Origin of the sequence: Pseudoalteromonas sp. Bsw20308 (assembly GCF_000310105.2) — a bacterium.
Lineage (GTDB): Bacteria > Pseudomonadota > Gammaproteobacteria > Enterobacterales > Alteromonadaceae > Pseudoalteromonas > Pseudoalteromonas fuliginea.
Map to the genome: position 1 here is coordinate 2,276,453 of NZ_CP013138.1, position 19,202 is coordinate 2,295,654.

14 protein-coding genes are annotated in these 19,202 nt (G+C 39.2%); 1 reads left to right on the top strand and 13 read right to left on the bottom strand.

Going from position 1 to position 19,202, the window contains the following annotated elements; genetic code table 11:
• Positions 1 to 14: 14 nt before the first annotated feature.
• The 5 genes from gap to glk form a co-directional block, all read right to left on the bottom strand.
• Positions 15 to 1,019: a type I glyceraldehyde-3-phosphate dehydrogenase gene (gene gap / locus D172_RS09770; RefSeq protein WP_007375359.1), complete on the bottom strand. Its 1,005-nt coding sequence runs from the start codon at positions 1,017 to 1,019 to the stop codon at positions 15 to 17.
• Positions 1,020 to 1,028: 9 nt separating this feature from the next.
• Positions 1,029 to 1,649, bottom strand: coding sequence for a bifunctional 4-hydroxy-2-oxoglutarate aldolase/2-dehydro-3-deoxy-phosphogluconate aldolase (gene eda / locus D172_RS09775; RefSeq protein WP_007375360.1), 621 nt, complete (start codon positions 1,647 to 1,649; stop codon positions 1,029 to 1,031).
• A gap of 33 nt (positions 1,650 to 1,682) precedes the next feature.
• Positions 1,683 to 3,533, bottom strand: coding sequence for a phosphogluconate dehydratase (gene edd / locus D172_RS09780; protein ID WP_007375361.1), 1,851 nt, complete (start codon positions 3,531 to 3,533; stop codon positions 1,683 to 1,685).
• A gap of 333 nt (positions 3,534 to 3,866) precedes the next feature.
• Positions 3,867 to 4,883 carry a LacI family DNA-binding transcriptional regulator gene (locus D172_RS09785; protein WP_007375362.1) on the bottom strand — a complete coding sequence of 339 codons (1,017 nt, stop codon included), beginning with the start codon at positions 4,881 to 4,883 and terminating at the stop codon, positions 3,867 to 3,869.
• 35 nt (positions 4,884 to 4,918) lie between these two features.
• Positions 4,919 to 5,911, bottom strand: a complete 993-nt coding sequence (gene glk, locus D172_RS09790; protein WP_007375363.1) for a glucokinase — start codon at positions 5,909 to 5,911, stop codon at positions 4,919 to 4,921.
• Between the two features lie 292 nt (positions 5,912 to 6,203).
• Between glk and D172_RS09795 the strand changes: the two genes are divergently transcribed.
• Positions 6,204 to 7,220, top strand: a complete 1,017-nt coding sequence (locus D172_RS09795) for a LacI family DNA-binding transcriptional regulator (RefSeq protein ID WP_007375364.1) — start codon at positions 6,204 to 6,206, stop codon at positions 7,218 to 7,220.
• 14 nt (positions 7,221 to 7,234) lie between these two features.
• On the opposite strand, the gene D172_RS09800 is transcribed toward D172_RS09795, so the two are convergent.
• The 8 genes from D172_RS09800 to D172_RS09830 all read right to left on the bottom strand — a co-directional run bounded on the left by D172_RS09800 (position 7,235) and on the right by D172_RS09830 (position 19,193).
• Complete coding sequence (locus D172_RS09800; protein WP_007375365.1) at positions 7,235 to 7,468, bottom strand: DUF6429 family protein; 234 nt, start codon at positions 7,466 to 7,468, stop codon at positions 7,235 to 7,237.
• Between the two features lie 235 nt (positions 7,469 to 7,703).
• The gene (locus D172_RS09805) at positions 7,704 to 8,531 is read right to left on the bottom strand and encodes a LytR/AlgR family response regulator transcription factor (protein WP_007375366.1); all 828 of its coding nucleotides are present in this window, start codon (positions 8,529 to 8,531) and stop codon (positions 7,704 to 7,706) included.
• A complete protein-coding gene (locus D172_RS09810) occupies positions 8,506 to 9,213 on the bottom strand; it encodes a sensor histidine kinase (RefSeq protein ID WP_237113670.1) in 708 nt (235 codons plus the stop codon). The genes D172_RS09805 and D172_RS09810 overlap by 26 nt, the downstream gene beginning before the upstream one ends.
• On the bottom strand, positions 9,132 to 9,587 hold the full coding sequence (locus tag D172_RS21715; RefSeq protein WP_237113671.1) for a hypothetical protein: 456 nt from the start codon (positions 9,585 to 9,587) through the stop codon (positions 9,132 to 9,134). Before D172_RS21715 ends, D172_RS09810 begins: the two co-directional genes overlap by 82 nt.
• Positions 9,588 to 9,632: 45 nt before the next feature.
• Positions 9,633 to 12,185 (bottom strand): glycoside hydrolase family 3 protein, encoded by a 2,553-nt coding sequence (locus D172_RS09815; RefSeq protein WP_007375368.1) that lies wholly within the window; start codon positions 12,183 to 12,185, stop codon positions 9,633 to 9,635.
• A 382-nt stretch (positions 12,186 to 12,567) separates the two neighbouring features.
• Positions 12,568 to 13,341, bottom strand: coding sequence for a family 16 glycosylhydrolase (locus D172_RS09820; RefSeq protein ID WP_007375369.1), 774 nt, complete (start codon positions 13,339 to 13,341; stop codon positions 12,568 to 12,570).
• Positions 13,342 to 13,445: 104 nt separating this feature from the next.
• Entirely contained in the window at positions 13,446 to 16,130 is a 2,685-nt protein-coding gene (locus tag D172_RS09825) for a TonB-dependent receptor (RefSeq protein WP_007375370.1), read from the bottom strand.
• Between the two features lie 654 nt (positions 16,131 to 16,784).
• Entirely contained in the window at positions 16,785 to 19,193 is a 2,409-nt protein-coding gene (locus D172_RS09830) for a glycoside hydrolase family 15 protein (RefSeq protein WP_007375371.1), read from the bottom strand.
• Positions 19,194 to 19,202: the final 9 nt, after the last annotated feature.

A 19,202-nucleotide genomic window follows, 5' to 3' on the forward strand; every position in this document is an offset into this window, starting at 1 on the left:
TTTTACAAGGTCAATTATAAGTACTGACCTAATGCTTTAACTTGGTCTAACATGCGGTTTGAGAAACCCCACTCGTTGTCGTACCAAGCCATTACTTTAACTAGTTTGCCATTGGCTTTAGTTTGCGTTGCATCAAAGATAGACGACGCTGGGTTATGGTTAAAGTCGATAGAAACAAGCGGAAGCTCGTTATATTCTAAAATACTCTTCATTGAACCCGTTGATGCTTCTTTCATGATTGCATTGATTTCTTCTGTAGTCGTATCACGCTTAGTGATAAACGTAAAATCAACTAAAGAAACATTGATTGTAGGTACACGTACCGACATACCATCTAATTTACCAGCAAGTTCTGGTAATACTAAACCAACAGCTGCCGCAGCACCTGTTTTAGTTGGGATCATAGATTGAGTTGCACTACGCGCACGGTATAAATCTGGGTGGTAAACATCAGATAAGTTTTGATCGTTGGTGTAAGCGTGAATAGTTGTCATGCTACCTTGTTCAATACCTACAGTGTCGTTAATTGCCTTTGCAATTGGCGCTAAACAGTTAGTAGTACAAGAAGCGTTAGAAATGATATTGCTATCAGCATTAATTACGTCGCTGTTTACACCATGTACTACTGTTGCATCTAAACCAGTACCTGGAGCAGATACGATTACTTTTTTAGCGCCTGCAGTAATGTGCTTAGCAGCGTCATCACGTTTAGTGAAAAAACCAGTACATTCTAAAACGATATCTACGTTTAGCTCTTTCCACGGTAAGTTTGCAGGATCACGCTCTTGCGTTAACGTAATTACGTCATCACCAATTAGCATAGTGTTGTTTTCAAGTGTTACTTTTTTAGAAAAAATACCATGAACTGAGTCATACTGCGTTAAATGTGCATTTACGTTAGCTGGTGCTAAATCGTTAATTGCGACAATTTTAATTTCGTTGTTTTGAGCTGACTCGTAAAGTGCACGTAATACATTGCGACCGATACGGCCATAACCGTTAATTGCTACATTAATCATTTTAGACTCCTATTTAAGTTCACTTGCTTGGCGAGCAAGCGCTTCAATTGCTTGCCAGTCTTTATTTTCAATTAGTTGTTTATCTAGCATCCAAGTACCACCAACACAAATAACGTTGTTAAGCGCTAAATAATTAGGTGCAGTTGCTAGGCTAATGCCGCCAGTTGGGCAAAAAGTAATATGTGGTAATGGGCCACCGATTGATTTAAGCATTGCTGTTCCGCCCGCGGCTTCTGCAGGGAAGAATTTTAAAAACTTAAAACCATGCGACGCAAGCTGCATAACTTCACTCGCCGTTGCAGCGCCTGGTAAAAATGGTATATCTGACTCTTTTGCTAAAGCAATCAGCTCATCGCTAACACCTGGGCTCACCATAAAATCAGCACCCGCAGCTACTGAAAGATCAAAGCTTGCTTTATCTACAACTGTTCCAGTGCCGACATAAGCTTCTGGTACTTCCGCTTTCATTAGCTTTACAGCTTCTGCGGCAATTGGTGTACGTAGTGTAATTTCTAAGGCTTTTAAACCGCCGTTATATAACGCTCTTGCAAGTGGTGCAGCATCTTCTAATTTTTCGATTACAACCACTGGCACCACTGGTGCCGATGCTAAGATTTTTTCAATACTCATTACTTGTTCCTCATTACCCAGTATGGCTAATTTTTATTCAAGTCCAAAAGCACTCGCCCCTAAATCGGCACTGCTTACGATATTTCTAAACCCTGTAAATAATTCACGACCCGTACCAAATGTTGCATTTGGTTGGCTAAGTTCTAGTTCACGTTTTGCAAGTTCTTCATCGCTAACATGTACTTTCAAAATTCCGTTTGGCGCATCAAGCGTCACTAAGTCACCTTCTCGAATTTTAGCTATAATACCGCCCTCAACAGCCTCTGGCGCTAAGTGAATAGCTGCAGGTACTTTACCTGATGCACCCGACATACGGCCGTCAGTAACAATGGCGACTTTAAAGCCTTCATCTTGAAGCGTTGCCATTACTGGCGTTAGCTTATGTAGCTCTGGCATGCCTTTCGCTTTAGGGCCTTGCTCTTTTAGCACAGCAATAAAGTCTTGGTTTAATTCGCCACGCGTGTATGCATCTTGCAGAGCACTTTGTGAGCTAAATACTTTCGCAGGAGCAGTAACAATCTGATGTTCTTCAGCAACCGCTGACACTTTGATAACAGCTTTACCTAAGTTACCCGTTAGAAGTTGCAGACCACCTTGCTTACTAAATGGGTTGCTCACTGGGCGAAGTACTTCTTCATCGTGTGAGTTTGCTGGACAATCTACCCATTTAACTTTAGTTGGGCCGGTTGAGTTACTCATGATCAAGCTATCGTCTTTATCTAAACGAGGCTCTGTCATGTAAGGTGCTAAACCATCGCCTAGCATTGTTTTAACGTCTGTGTGTAAGTAACCAGCGCTTGCTAGCTCTCGCATTAAGAAACCCATACCGCCAGCTGCTTGGAAGTGGTTTACATCAGCTGAGCCGTTAGGATAAATACGTGTAAGCAGTGGTACAACTTCTGATAAATCAGACATATCTTTCCACGTAACCTGAATGCCGGCAGCTTTTGCTATCGCAACAATATGGATTGCATGGTTAGTAGAACCTCCTGTAGAAAGCAGGCCCACTAAACCGTTTATAATCGTTTTTTCACTGATCACATCGGCTAAACACGGACTTTCTTTATCATCGGTAAGCTGCTTAAGCATGGTTTCTACAGCATTACCTGTAAGACCATCGCGAAGCTCAGTGTAAGGATTAATAAACGAACTACCCGGAAGGTGCAAGCCCATTATTTCCATTAACATTTGGTTTGAGTTTGCAGTACCGTAGAACGTACACGTACCTGCGCTGTGATAAGACGCACTTTCAGCTTCGAGTAAGTCTTCGCGACTCACTAAACCTTGTGCAAATTTTTGACGAATACGTGCTTTTTCTTTGTTAGGAATACCTGATTGCATTGGACCTGCTGGTAAAAAGAACACAGGTAAATGACCAAACGACAATGCACCAATTAATAAACCAGGAACAATTTTGTCACAAACGCCTAAACAAAAAACGCCATCAAACACATCGTGCGAAAGCGATATTGCTGTAGACATAGCGATTACGTCACGAGAAAATAACGAAAGCTCCATGCCGTCACGCCCTTGCGTAACACCATCACACATTGCAGGAACGCCACCAGCAACTTGAGCTGTAGCATCGTATTTTGTTGCTATGTCTTTAATTAAATCTGGGTAGTCTTTGTATGGCACATGAGCCGATAACATATCATTATATGAGTTAATAATAGCAAGATTTGGCTGCTCGTCAGCCTTTAAGCGGGCTTTGTCATCACTGCTACATGCAGCCATAACATGCGCAATATTACCGCAACCTAATCCAGCACGAACTCTTGTTTGTTTTTTTGCGTGCGAAATACGATCTAAATAGGCTTGACGGGTATTTTTACTGCGTTCGATAACGCGCTGGGTAACTTCTTGAATACGAGGGTGCAACATAATTTAACTCATCTCTATTAGTTAGAGGATAAAGGCTCAGTAGCAATTACAGACTCCACGTAAATAACTGTACTGAGCATCTTTGATTTACCCGTTCAAAGGTACGCTACCAGGGAGCCTCTCACAACAACCCTGACACCGGTGTCACTGTATTAACGCATGACCATGACACCGGTGTCAACCCTGAGTAATAAAAATAGACTAACTTTTTAACATGACCGATTAATGAACATTATAATTTTTAGGTATAAGCGGCTTTTTAGCAAGTTTATAAAAATAAAAAAGCCCAAATATGCGTCACTCATATTCGGGCTACTGTGAAAAAAATTTAGACTATTTTTTAACTTGAGCTGTTGATTCACGTGTGATCAAACGAGATTCAAGAATTACCTGAAATGGCTCATCTTGAGGCTGTGCTATATGAGAAATAAGTTGAGTAACAGCCTGCTTAGTCATTTCCTCAACAGGTTGTGCAATTGTTGTTAATCCTGGCCAAATATGGCGTGCAATCGGTGCATTATCAAACCCTGCTATTGAAATATCATCAGGCACTCTTAATTGACGCTGAGTTGCTAATTTAAGTACTGCTGCAGCCATGTAATCGTTTGAAGCAAATACAGCTGTTGGCCTTGGTGACAAATCTAAAATGCTACGCGCGCTATCCACACCAGAGTGATAACTAAAGTTACCCTCCTCTACTAGGCGTTCGTTAAATTCTATACCATGGCTGGCAAGCGAACGTCTGTAACCTTTAAATCGTTGTTGCGTAGCACTATGATCTGGATGCCCCTTGATAAAAGCAATTGACTTATGACCAAGGCTTATCAAATGTTCTGTTACTTCAAATGCACCTTGCTCATCATTACTGCGCACAGAGATTGAATCATCTTCTAATATTGCTGATGCCACTCTGGCATAAGGAATTTTTTTTGATTTTAAAAAATTAACCAACTCAGCAAAATCACCAAATGGTGGCGTCAGAACAATTCCATCTAACCGTGATGTTTGTAATAATTGCTCAATATTGTTGATAAGAGCTTCACCTCTAAATTCACAAGGGTGAATTAAAAGGTTGTAATTATTCTCTTGGCAAGCAGCTAGCGCACCTGTTTGCACTCGCGTAATGTAACTTTTACTTGGGTTATCGTAGAGGCAACCGATGATAAAACTGCGATTTTGAGCAAGCCCACGTGCTATTGGATTTGGGGTATAATCAAGCTCTTTGAATACTGCAAGCACCTTTTCACGCGTAGCCACACTAACATTAGGTTCGTTATTTAAAACGCGTGATACCGTTTTTTTAGAAACACCAGCATGGCTTGCTACGCTGTTGATTGTTACTTTTTTCATCACTCTATTTTCCAAATGCAAACAAGGAAACGACCTTATTTACTGTTGTGCAAACATGCTGCGGCACCAATTAACGGGATGTTATCTTGCGTTACAAGCGTTACGGGAATTTGCCCTGTATATTGCGACATAATACCCTTTTGCGAAAAACGTTCAACAAAACGACTTTCAAGTAAACGAGATTGCATGCGAGGCAAAATACCACCACCAATAAACAAACCACCTAATGCGCCATAAGCCAATGCTAAATCACCTGCCACGCTGCCTATCCAATCACAAAATTGATTGAGAGTTGCATCGCACACTTCACACTCACCACTATTAGCTAAGCTACTAATTTGCGCCGCATCAAGGTTTTTTGCAGTAACACCTTTAACTGCAGCCATTGCTTTGTATAAATGTGTAATGCCTGGACCAGAAAATACGGTTTCTACAGATACATGCTGATGCTCTTTTCTGAGTTCTGTAATTAGTGCGGTATCTAATTCGTTAACCGCCGCAAGCGATATATGACCACCTTCAGAACTTAATACTGACGTAGAGTGAGCTGTTCTTACCAAACACGCAGCACCAAAGCCAGTACCGGGGCCCATTACACCAATATTTGCATTTTCATCAGCTTGTCCTGATTTCACAGTCACATTTTGCAGAGGATCTAAATAAGGCGACGCATACGCAAAAGCAGCAAAATCGTTAATAACATCTAATTTTTCTAAATTAAAATGTTGTTTAAATTCGTTAACACTAAAATGCCAGCCTAAATTAGTTAAATGCACTTGCCCTGCTTTTATAGGGCCTGCAACTGCTAAACATGCGCGTTTAGGTTTAATATGAGAGATGGTTGATAAGTAACGCTCTAATGCATTTTCAAGCGAACCAAAATCAGCACTGGGAAATGTGTTGTTATGCTCTATAATAAATTGGTTTTTTGCCTCGTCAAAAGCTGTAATTAGAGCAAAACGAGCATTGGTGCCGCCGACATCAGCAACTAGGATAGGATCAAATTTGGTAGAAGCGTGTAAGCTCATGGTGTTATCTCTTTTGTTTAAGCGATTAATGCTTATTATTCTACAACGGTAAACCATTGGTATTTATTTACTTTAGGCTATCACCCTAAAGCAGCTATCACAGTAAAAATGCTGCCTATAAGAATATAGACAGCCAATACGTTTTGACAACAAAATGATAAAACGCCCACATTATGACACCGGTGTCATGGTCAAATCAATAAATAAATGCCTTTAACCATAAAAAGCTTGAAAAAATCCATTAATAAACGAGAATGGCACAATTATTTATTACTTTAATTAAGTTGTAACAATGAAAGGTAAAGCTACTTCATTCGACATTGCCCACTATGCTGGAGTGTCTCAATCAACCGTTTCTCGTGCTTTACGTAATAGCCCTCTGGTTAATGAAGAAACACGCAAACGTGTTCACGATGTAGCCAAACAACTTAACTACAAAGTAGATAAAAATGCCAGTAATCTTCGCACGCAACAAAGTAGTACACTCGCGTTGTTATTATTTGAAGACCCAACCTCAGATGACTCACAAATTAATCCATTTTTTTTGGCTATGCTAGGTAGCATAACTCGCGCGTGCGCTAAAGAAGGCTATGACTTATTAGTTTCATTTCAATCTGCTAGTGCTGATTGGCAAGCTGACTACGAAGATAGCCACAGAGCTGATGGCATCATTTTATTAGGTTATGGTGATTACATCGACTTTCAACCAAAGTTTAAAAGCCTACTTGAACAAAATACTAAATTTGTATGTTGGGGAGCAACGGTTGATAACCGCCCTGATCTAACCGTATGCTGTGATAACTATGGTGGAGGTAAGCAAGCTGCAGCCCATTTTATTGCACATAATCGTAGCGATTGTGCGTTTATAGGTGATGCTTCAGATCATAGTCCAGAATTTTTTGCACGCTTTCAAGGCTTCAAAGATGAGCTACTTGCTAATAAAGTAACAATAAACGAAAGAAAGATGGCCAACGCTATATCTACAGAAGAATCTGGATATCACGCCACCCGCTCCCTTATTGCTAATAATATAAAGTTTAACGCCTTATTCGCTGCAAGCGATTTAATCGCCATTGGCGCAATACGAGCGCTTAAAGAAGCAAATATCAAGGTACCTAAAGACGTAGCTGTTGTCGGCTTTGATAACATTGCTATTGCGAGCTATGTAAACCCACCACTTACGACCATAGAGCAAAATACGACGGTTGCAGGACAAATGCTAGTTGAAAATTTATTAAAACTCATACGCGGGGAAGAAGTGCAAAGCACTTTATTACCGCCGCTATTAATTGCCAGAGGCTCAAGTTAATTTAATTGTAAACTTTAGGGCTCATTTTTTACAAATAACTTATTAAATAACATTTCACATTGTTTAAGCCCATCATCCGTTAATACGATAGATTTAGCTTTACCAATAGGGTTACAGATTAAACCTTTTTCAAACAACCGGTTGGTTACTTCCCAATCAACTTGCTTCCAAGCTCGATTGTGCTCATGTAATGTGAGATACATCAACGCTAATGCAGCTTCATCTATTTTATTTTCATCAATATTCATTACTAACTCCCAATCATTAGAACTCTTGAATTCAAGTTTTAAATTATTTACCTATCCAATAAAACCTTTGTAGCGAGGCTTTATTCATTAAACCCTTTTATTTTTATAACCAGGACGTGCAGTTCTGCTTTTTCATCACTTCGTCTATCTGCTACTGGTTTAGCTTCATTCTTGAACCAGAGAATGAAGAAGATAAAATAATTGAGCAATATAATTGCCACTGAAACCATTATTTCTAATTCAAACTCTGTGATAATAAGTAACCAGAGTTATTAAGTAATCGACTTTTTAGTTCTTTGCTGTAAGTACGGCTTACTTTCATAGATTTATCATTTTTTAAAATAGCATTGTACTCACTATTTCGCAGAGGTTCTAAACGCTTTACATGCTTCAGATTTACGATAGCTGATTTATGTATGCGTACAAAATCAGCTGGGAGTGTATCTTTTTCGAGACTTTTCATTCGAGCTCGCATCACAAATGTTTCTTGTTGAGTATGTACACACATATAATCACCTGCTGCATCTATACATAAAATATCGTTGTAAGGTACAAGTTGTATAGGGTTTCGACCATCTTGTATAATTAAGTTATTAGCCTCAACTAACGTTTCAATTTTTGTTGAGTTGGTGAGTTTTGGTTGCTGCGCGTTCAAATAACTTTCGCGCATTTCAAGTAATTGCTGCTTGTTAACCACACTGCTTAAACGTTCACTTGCGCGCTCAATAGCTTCACCTAAGCGCTGCAATTTAACCGGCTTGAGCAAATAATCTACCGCCTTAACTTCAAAAGCTTGCACTGCATGCTGATGAAAAGCTGTAACAAAAATAACAGCAGGGCAATAATTCCCAATAAAGTATTTAACTAACTCAAAGCCTGATTTTTCAGGCATTTCTATATCTAAAAAAATAAGGTTTGGTTGGGTTTTATTTATAATACTTACGGCGTCATCTACACTATTAGCATGACCAATAACATCTATTTGAGGAAAGCTTTCAAGCCTTATCATCAACCCTTCTATAGCACTGTACTCATCATCAACTATCAGTGTTTTTAGCTGCATGCATATTCTCCTGTGTACGCTCAAGTGGAATTGCCATATTAACCCACGCTCCGCCCAGTTCGTTGTTACCTGTTTTAAATTTATTATTTTGAGGATAAATTAAGCTTAATCGTTGTTCACAATTTTTTAAGCCTATTCCTCTTTGAGAATTAGTATTTGTGTTAAAACCTTTGCCTGTATCTAAAACAGAAATAGACAACGTATTATTCTTTTGCTCTATTCTTAGCGTTATTGTTATGTTTTGAGCTTGATCCATTCCATGCTTTAAAGCGTTTTCAACTAAAGGCTGAATAAGCATAGAAGGAATTAAAAAGTCATCGCAGTGAGATTCGGTAATAATGTTTACATTCAGCTTATTACCAAAACGGCATTGCTCTATATCAAGATAGGTATTTAATATTTGTACTTCTTCGTGCACTGTTATTTTAGCAAGCGGATCGGTGTACAAACTATACCGTAATAAATCGCATAGTTTTTCAAGCATATCAACTGCATGCATATTATCTTTTTTTAGTATTAACGTACAAATTGCGTTAATGCTATTAAACATAAAATGAGGATTTAACTGATAACGCAGCATTTTAAGCTGTGCTTCGTTTGCTAAGTTAAGAGCAACAGCAGCTTTTTGTTTTTGCGCTTGGTTATCAAGGTAAGATGTAATACCAAAATAAGCCCCGTCCATGTTGCTAACATAGTAAGTGACGCCGTACTCCAGGTGCCAAAGTCAAACCAACTCATCGCTGACCACCAATGGCCATAAAACCACTGCAAAGCAGCCCATTTAAAAGCGGTCCACACTATACTTGCAATCAACAGCGCTGAAACATGCAGTGGAATACTTATGTTTGCCGATTTTGTTCTTGCGAACAAATAACACTTCCTTAAACCAAGCGTTATGAAAAGCCCGCATAAGGTGTCGAGTAACAAATGCGGAATATGAATTTGCCAAGGCTCGTTACTAGGTAGCTTTATCATTATTTCAGTTAAAAGCGCATAAATCCCCCAACCACTCAACTGAAAAGCCCAAAATAAATAACGCCGAGATTCTAATTTCACATCTATCCTAATAAAATGAAAACAGGTATTAAACCCGATTAAAGTTTATAAATCATTACAGCCTATAATAAGGCTATTACTCTGTGTCGCTTTCACTAACGCAACATTCGCAATTGCTAAATTGAGTGGATGCTGAGCATTAATACTAAGTATTTCAGTGACTTCGTTCATCTTTGTTTGCGCTGCACTACATCCCAACTTTATAGCGACAGTTTGCCAGCCTTTATTTTTTAACTGGGTAAGTTGAGTCATTAGACTTATTTTAGTCAAACATACTTGTTCCCCACACATTGCGCGAAGCTCAACAACATCCGATTGCACATCATCAACGCGTATATCAAATTGTATGAACTGTTTATCAACGTCTTTAAACTCTGTCGTTGCTTGTTCAAAACGTAAACTCACTATGGCAATCTCTTGTGTATTATTCCAAACAAACTGTCTGCCATCTTCTTGATAAGCTAAGTTAACCGATTGCATAGAAATACTTTTGCCGTCGGCGCTCATGGCTGATGAGCTTTTAGTCATCATGTTGGTTTGAGTTTGGTCTGATAACGCCCAGCGAACGTTAGGTGCTAAGTTTCTAACAAAAAATGAGGTGCCTTGGCTGTCACTTTCATTAGCTTTTGGACTGGTTTTTTCTGATAGTTTTTTTACACTTTTAGGTTCTTTATAACTAAGTCCATAACCATAAGCAAATAAAGGATCGTAGTTTTTATCGCCTTTATTGAGAATAAATTGGTCGTCAAATTTTGGCCACGAAAAACTTAATTTACCTGTAAAGTCGTATTTAACAGCATCGTTTTTATCTAAAAGTAAAACGTCAGCAACACCTTGCCCTTGTGAGCCCGGTAACCATGCGGCTACAAACGCATCCGACGCATTTATCTCTTTATTTACCCAAAGCGGACGACCGCTTATAAATACACTCACTACCGGAATGTTTTGTGCTTGCAGCGATTTTAATAAAACGAGATCTTTTTTATTATCTTGCTGATATTCAAGCCCTTGTATGTCGCCAAACCACTCGGCGTAAGGCTCTTCGCCAAACACGACTATTGCTATATCGGGTTTTTGCTTAAATTGTGCATTTTGCGATAATTCAATTTCACCACCAGCGGCAAGTACTTGTTCTTTTAAACCATCAAAAATAGACACTGCATTTGGAAAATCTGCATTGGTATTATCCGTTCCTTGCCATGATACGCTCCAACCACCCGCTTGTTTGGCAATATTATGTGCGCCATTACCTGTCACTAATATTTTGCTACGCGGAGATATTGGTAACACATTTTGATTATTTTTTAGTGTATTATTTTTCAATAATACTAAAGACTTTCTAACCGCCTCACGTGCCAAAGCTTTATGCTCTGGGGCATTTAACCAGTCTGTATTTTTAGATTCTGCACGACTCGATGGCTTATCCTTGATAAATAATCCCCAACGCACTTTTGCGCGAAGAAAACGCCTAACCGCGTCATTTATTCGCTCAAGCTTTATATCGCCTTGCTTAACTTGCTTAACTGTATTGTGATAAAATGCCTCATAGTGTTCTGGCACCATCATTACATCGACACCTGCATTAAATGCACCGGCACATTGTTCAAGATCGCATCCTTTTACAAATTTATGCGCATTCCAATCACTTACAACAAATCCATCAAACCCCATTTTTTTCTTCAGTACAGTCGTTAATAAATATTTACTGCCGTGAACTCGTCTTGAATTCCAACTATTAAACGAGGCCATGACTGATTGCACACCTGATTCAATCGCCGAAAAATAACCCGCCGCGTGAATATCTCTCAGTGTTTTTTCATCAATCACAGTATTTCCTCTATCTATACCGTTTTCGGTGCCGCCATCACCCACAAAGTGTTTTGCCGTAGCAATACGATGATAACCATTTAAAAAATCGTCGTTTATATCACCTTGTAAACCTGACACCATAGCACTTGCGTAACGTTTAACTATATCAGGGTCTTCTGAATAACTTTCGTAAGTACGTCCCCACCTATCATCTCTTACTACAGCAACTGTGGGTGCAAAACTCCATTCAATACCGGTTACTGAAACTTCTTTTGCTGTTGCTTTGCCAATTTTTTTTATTAATTCTGCATCGTTAGCTGCACCTAAACCAATATTGTGAGGAAACAACGTTGCACCATATACATTACTATGGCCATGCATAGCATCTGTGCCCCAAATAGTGGGTATTGTGCTTTGGTCTTGCGAGCTATCAATTGAGGCTAAATACATTTCATCAGCAAAGCGTAACCACGTTTTTGAATCTGCGGTTTTATTGCCGTATGGTGCTGAATTACCGCCATTTAAATATGAGCCAAAGCCATACTTTCGCATTTTTTTAACGCTGAGATAGCTTATTTCTGGTTGAATTAATTGTGCTACTTTTTGCTCAATACTCATTGTCGCCATAAGCTCATCAATTTGGTGCTCAACCGATAGATTAGGCTTTAATTGCGTATTAACCATTGGCCAATCTACTGATTCTGTAGCCATTACGCTAACGCTTAAAGTACATACGCTTAACAAAGCAGGAAAAGTATTTCGCCAAAAACGACGATTAATAGTAAGCATTTAGGGATCCTTAGAGTTTTTATAACTTGATTTTTAATGCTGTTAGCCATTCGTGCTAACATTATTACGAAAAACGCTTCCTTGCGATTTTATGTAATTAACCTGAACCCTAGTTAAGAGATTTACTAACATATTGAATTAGGGTGATATTTAAATTTATTTTCTCTAACCAGCGATTTTCAGTTAAAACAAGGCGAATTTACACGTCAATAGCTGGCCTATTGCAAGTAAATTTAACGCAGTTAGCACTGAAAATAGCTGCTCGAGATAGGTTTATTATCCAGAGTTCAGGTTAATTAGCCGTAATAAAATAACGAACCACACAACGTTTAATGTAGTGATCTATTAAACAAAGTACTGTAGAACGACAAAGTGAGCTTAATTAGTTAGCCGTGTACTGAATGAAGTCATAGTATGCCCAAGCAGAGCTTTGATAATACTGACCTGGAAAATAATAAGCTTGCTCTGAGTTATCACCATGCCAGTGATTAATCATCAACTTGGTGTTATCAACCGGCCATGCATAAGCAGGAATTTCGTTATTTGTTAAATTGCCATCACCATTGTCTTTATACATAACGCGAATTGTTTGCTCTGTACCTTGGCTATTATAAATAAACCAGCGTATTTGATTTACACTCCACTCAAATCCTATTTCTACTAACTCATTTTGAATGTTTACTCCAAACTGTGCTAAATCAATATCTTCTTCCCAACTTTGATATACCCCGCCATTTGGCTGATAAATAATATTGGTATGAACGACATTGCCAAGTGAAGGTAAAAATTCAATATCAATTTCTTGCCAAGCCCGTCCTGGCTCATCAAACCATGAGGTATAGGTAAAAATAGATGATACAGTCCCTGGGGTATTCCCTGTTTTTAATGCTCCTTGTACTTTGCCATAGGTTATCGTATTTGTACTTTGTAGCTCAGCACATTTGTTGTTATCAACTACCAGTGTTATGCCATGTGAGCTTGGTGAGATTAGACCTGGTTCAAATGTACAGCCAAATGGGCTGCCATTATCGCCTGATCTGGGTGTCCATATTGATGAATCAAAACCCCATGTAAAATTATCTTTAAAACTATTAGCTAGTACATCAGGTACTAACAACGCACTTAGTAAAATGAATACGACTATTTTTTTATACATATTTAATGATCTCTATTAAGATTTAAATGCACGTCAAATACTGCAATTACACAACAGCTTAAAGCACAGGACGTACGTTTTAATACTATATTTGACACTATAGGTTAAAAGTTAAACCCTACTTTTGCACCATAGTACCTAGGCATACCAAAACTGCCTTTAGCAAAGCCTTTAGAGGTACTGTTCCAATGCTGAACAGTTTCGTCACTGGCGTTACTAATGAACGCTTCTGCAAACCATTTTTGGCTTTGCGGTTCATATTTTAAAGAGGCATTAAACATTGCAAAGCTATCACGGGAGTCATCTATATAACGCGTGGCTTCATCAGAGATGGCAAACTCCATATCATCGAGGTGTTTATCAACGTTCCAAACTGTTGAATATGATTTATCTTTCCAACTTACATTAAACCAGCTGTGTATAAACCCGTATTCACCAAAATCAAAACTATGCGTGTAACTTAAATTAGCGGTAAATTTAGGCGTCATCGCCAAGTCATTGCCTTTTAAATTAGTTTGTAACAAAGGATTTTCAGGATTGAGTGAGTCCTCATAAGAAATATCAAATAAATACTCAGCATCGTAATCCCACTTTGTAAACCAGTCGTCTGTTACTTGAGCCTCTGTCCAGGTTACATATCCCGTAATTCGACCATTTGGATATGGCTTCCAATCAAATTCGAGCTCAATTCCTTTAATAGTAGAACCAGGTACATTTTGTGTGTAATACGCTATAACAGGCTGATTTATGTAATCTAATACAGGGTTTCCTGAGCCATCCAAAATAGGCCTGCCATCATCATCCTCGACAGCAGAAAGACGCTCAACGTTACCAATAGAACCAACAGATGCATACTGCATGTCTGTGTAATCTGTGTAGAAAAATGCAGCTTGTAGATTTAACGAGTTATCAAAAAAACTCGATTTAGCGCCTATTTCCCATGTTAATACTTCTTCTGGATCAAATTGCGTTTCGAATCGATTTACTTCAGAGGTTCTATCGTTTACTACTTCAAACACATCGCCAATACCACCGGCTTTAAAGCCGCTTGCTAAATAAGTATAAAGCATTGTATCGGGGCTCAAGTCGTAATCTAAACCCACTCTAAAGTCATGGTGCGTCCAACTGCCTTTGTTGTCATTTTCAAAAAATGATGCGTAAATAGTAGGATCTTCAAAGTAATCTGCTGGCAAGTTATTTAAATCAGTACGATTAAACCAACCCGGCGCGCAGCCATCTGCATTTGAGCAACGATAAGAGCGCCCGCCTTTATCTTCTTTTGTTTCATCACTAAAGCGATATCCCAGTGTGGCGTGCAGTTTGGGGGTTATTTTATACGTAGCTTGTGCAAAAAATGCGAATGCATCGGTTGATCTATCAGGTTGATCCCAAAATACTTTATCGTCCATTGGATTATCGTAATACCCGAGCGTTGTGGTTTTTTCGTGAAAATAGTTAACGCCCACAATCCAAGTAAGGTCAGTCATATCTGATGATTGTAGTTGCAGCTCTGTAGAATAAGATTTAGCGCCAGTACCGTCTAAAAAATAAGTTGCACCATCCCAAACATCTAAACCCGCTTCGCTATCTTGCTTTGAGGAGCGCTCCATGTCTTCAAAGCCCACTAACCACACTAAATCAAGATCGTCTGTTAATGCATAATTAAGAGTGTTACGTAAATACGTTATATCTAATTTAAGTTCACCGGGTACATTCACAACCGCTTGATATGTATTATCTGAAGGTAAAAAGTTTGAACAATCGCCACCGTACTCTGTTGGGCGACCTCGTAATTTATCGCAGTTTACCAAATCAACATTATTACCACTGTCGTTAACATATTTTTGAAATACGGTATGGTTGGTGAAATTACCATCTAAAGGCGACCATAACGTACTTACTCTAAATGAATACTCATTAGCACTATTATAAAAATCTGATTTGTCAGCTTCTGTTAACGCGCGAACTTGCTGCGACTCTGGGTTGGTACCAGCTGCATCTATCCACCAATTCTCTCGTTGAGTAAGTGTACTGCCAATGTTTTGATATGAATCTTGTGAAATAACGTCTGTATTTAGTACTGCATCACTTAATCTGCGAGTATCGTATTGGTTAGGATCGTAATAACCTTCCAAATAAGAATCACGTTTTAACCCTTTAGCTGCAATACGGACCGCAAAATCGTCGCTAACTGAAAAGTTATAAAAACCTTCCGCACTGCGTGTATTATATTTGCCCGCTTCTAACGTTACACTACCATAATCATCAGTAAAATCAGGTTTTGCAGAAATAACATTAATGCTACCAACGGTCGAATTTCTGCCAAACAGCGTACCTTGTGGTCCACGTAGTGCTTCAATACGCTCAACATCGTACATTAATGCTAAAGCACCTTGCATTCTTGGTGAATAAATTCCATCTAAATGCACGCCAACAGCAGGGTCGCCAAGTTCAGTAATATTGGTAGAGCGCACGCCTCGCATAGATATAACTGGTGCTGATTGATCTGTTGCCGTTGATATATCAAGCCCAGGTACAAGATTTGCTATATCCCTTATATTATTAACACCACTTTGTTTTAATTGTGCCGATGTTAACGCTGTAATTGCGACGGGTGTTTCCATTAACCTTGTTTTACGCTTAGTCGCCGTTACCGATATAACTTCTAATGCAGTGTCATTTTTTTTAACCTCGTTACTATTGCTTTGATCTGCTAAAGACTCTTGAGCAATACTAGGCAACGAACAAGCAAGTGCGATTGCCAAAGTTATTGTGTTTATTTTTTGCACGGGTATCACCTTTCAATTTGTATGGGTTGTCAGAGGCATGTAAAACAGCTTTATTTACTACCTGTTAACAGGTTACAAATTAGTTACACCCATTGACTACCCTAATACGGTAAAGCGAAGCACTGGCAATACAACCCGAGTAAATTACACGTAAATAAAAATTAAGTTGTCATATTTATCATTATTAAATAACCTGAACTTTGGATAATAACTGCTTGAGATAAATAAGTTTAACTATCATTGTGGTTCAATATGTTCATAAATCTCTTAACCAGAATTCAGGTTAAATAGATATAAATTAACTAGAGCCTATTTACCTTTCGAGGTTAAATTTACAGCAGTATGTCTGGTTTTAGGCAAATTGGCGCTTATGGGTCGAGGTTATTCACCATAGGCGATGTAAGTCATTATATTAGCGCAGGAGCCGTTACCAGCTCCATTCGGTTAAGCCGCATTTAGATAAAACACATTTAAATCCTGAAAGATCAACCAGCCACAATAAAAGTGTTCTGATTGAGGTGAACATACGCTTTATGGATAATCAGATTTGATGAACTAAAAGCAAGGAGGTCAGCTTAACAACTCTTAGGTCACAGATACTAAAAAGCCATGGTTATAAACCATGGCTTTTAAATTTAAAAATATGAAAAATTACTATTTTAGTGCTTTTTTAACAACTGGGTAGTGATCCCATACTTGTTTATCACTGAGTGAGCGTACCAGCTTAATGTATTCTGCGTGTGTCCAAGCTAGAGGTGTTGCTGAATTAGTCCCTTCGCCCAGTGTATAACCTGCTTTGTTTACACCAACGCCGTCCCATACTTGCTCTGGTAACATCATGCCTTCATTGGCAAATTGCTCTAAGCCTTTAACATAGCTGTTTTTAATTTGCGCTTGTTTAGCATCATCCAGAGCGTTGTTCGCATTAGCTGCAGCTATTTCATAGTGACCACGCTCACCGGTGAAAAACGGCCATACACGACCACGTTGGCCTGGTGTATTACTGCCACCCTCTGCGTAATTAGTACCGGTTACTTCATCTTCGCCGTAGCCATCATTACCGTAGCGACGGTAGCCTGCAAATGTGCCGCTGCCGTCGTCAAAGCTAAAGCTGTATTTAACTTGTAGGTTATCTTCAAGCGTTTCGTCATCGTACTCAGGCAATGTTTTAACAATGCTTTCGTCGTTAGCACCACGTACGCCATAGCGTACTAGTTCTAAGAAGCCGCCATCTAAAATCTGTTTTTTATTAAAGCCTTCTCGCCCGTTGTTTGCGTTAATCTTAGTGTTTGAGTTTGCATCGGTATCTTGGCCTATACGGATAAAGTATTCGCCATCGCTATTCTCGCTTTTTAAGTTACCCTCGGTGGTAAACATTTGCGATTCAATATCGTTGTTATACTTTTTAGCCGTAGCTAGGTAGCGCTGTGCGTTTTTATCATCGCCACTAAGCGCTGCTATATCACTGGCTGTAACAAGGCCTGCTACTATTGCGGCTGTAGTTGAAGGCGAATAACCGCTTTGCTCTTCCCAGCGCTCTTGTTGTGTTGCCGGTGGTGTAATTTGCGTGTCGTTCCACAAAATTTTAGCAAGGCCGCCCTCGACTAAAAAATCCGCCGCTGGTTTTAACATACGTGCGTACCAGTCTTTAAGCTCGGCATCACTAAGTACATTTGCTTGGTGTAATTTCCACGCAAGCATAATTGGCATCGCAGTTTGATCAAGCTGTACACCCACCCATTCTAGTTCGCCATCGACATGTGTTTTTTGTAAAAACCAGCCTGTATCGCCATTGTTACCTGGCGTTTTGCTATTAACTTGAACTTTTTCAAGGTATTCGAATGCTATTTTTGCTGTAGCTGTATCACCCAGTGCCATAAATGCCATAGCTACTTGGTAGAAATCTCGTACCCACACGGCTTTATAACCAGTTGAGCCTGTTTTAGCCGATACGGTTTCGCCCCACGGATTAGACAACGACGCAATAAGCGCACCTGCGTGCGTTTTGTCTTCTTGTGCTTTTAATACCATTGCGCTGGTATAAAGTAACTTACCGTTATCGGCCGTTTGCCCCGTCATTTTATTAATAGGTGTAAGGCTTTGTAGGTAATCTTGCCAACCAAATGCCGCACCTTTACCATTGTAGTTATCAAGTACACTTTGATAACCTTTTGCTAATGTTTGGGCGCCCTGCTCTGCACTTTGTTGCTCGTTATGTGCAAAGCTCAGTACTAAATCAAACGTGGTATTACTTTCAATATTGCCAAGCTCAGCAAGTAAACTGACATTACCTGACTGCTCACCAGTATTGCTATAGCTGGTATTTAATGCTTGTGACTTTTTAAGCTCATCCAAACCATCGCTTACACCCGTAAAGCCAACCGTTTTTGCGCCAAATTCAGTATTTGCTTGCAATGTTAAGTAGTTGTCACCTTGCCAAGCAACTAAACCTTGCTCGGTAGTTTTTGCAAAATCATCAAGGCCGTTATTATCAATATATGGATTTACCACAACATAGGCTTTAACGTCTTTAAGGTCGGTATTAAACACGCTACGAACAAATAAACTTTGCCCATCAGGATCGGTAAAAACGTGTTTTTCAAGAGTGAATCTGCCTTGTTTATCTTTACTTACTATTTTATAAGCAAGTGATAACGGACGGCCTTGCTCGTCTTTGTATAGATAATCAATAGTGACATCAAGATCGTCTGCTTCGCTAACAGTAAAGTCTTTTCCTGTTACCACAAATTGCATATCTTTTATTTGTGCTTGATGAATAAGGCCAAACATAGTTTCGGTGATCATGCCTTTAGCTATTGAAAACCAGACTTTTGATACTACCCCTGTTGGTGCATCACTTGTGTAATGACCATTTTGGTATTGCTCGTACGATGTGCCAATCCCTGTTTTACCTGCGTATGACCAAAACGGGTCGTTGCCCGGAGCACCAGGCGCAGTTGTTTTAGATGTTTGTGCTGTTTGTGACTGATTCGTATTTTGAGCACCGCATGCAGTTAATCCAAGTGCTAATAATGAAATAGTAATTAGGTTATAGTTTTTCATTTTTTTACT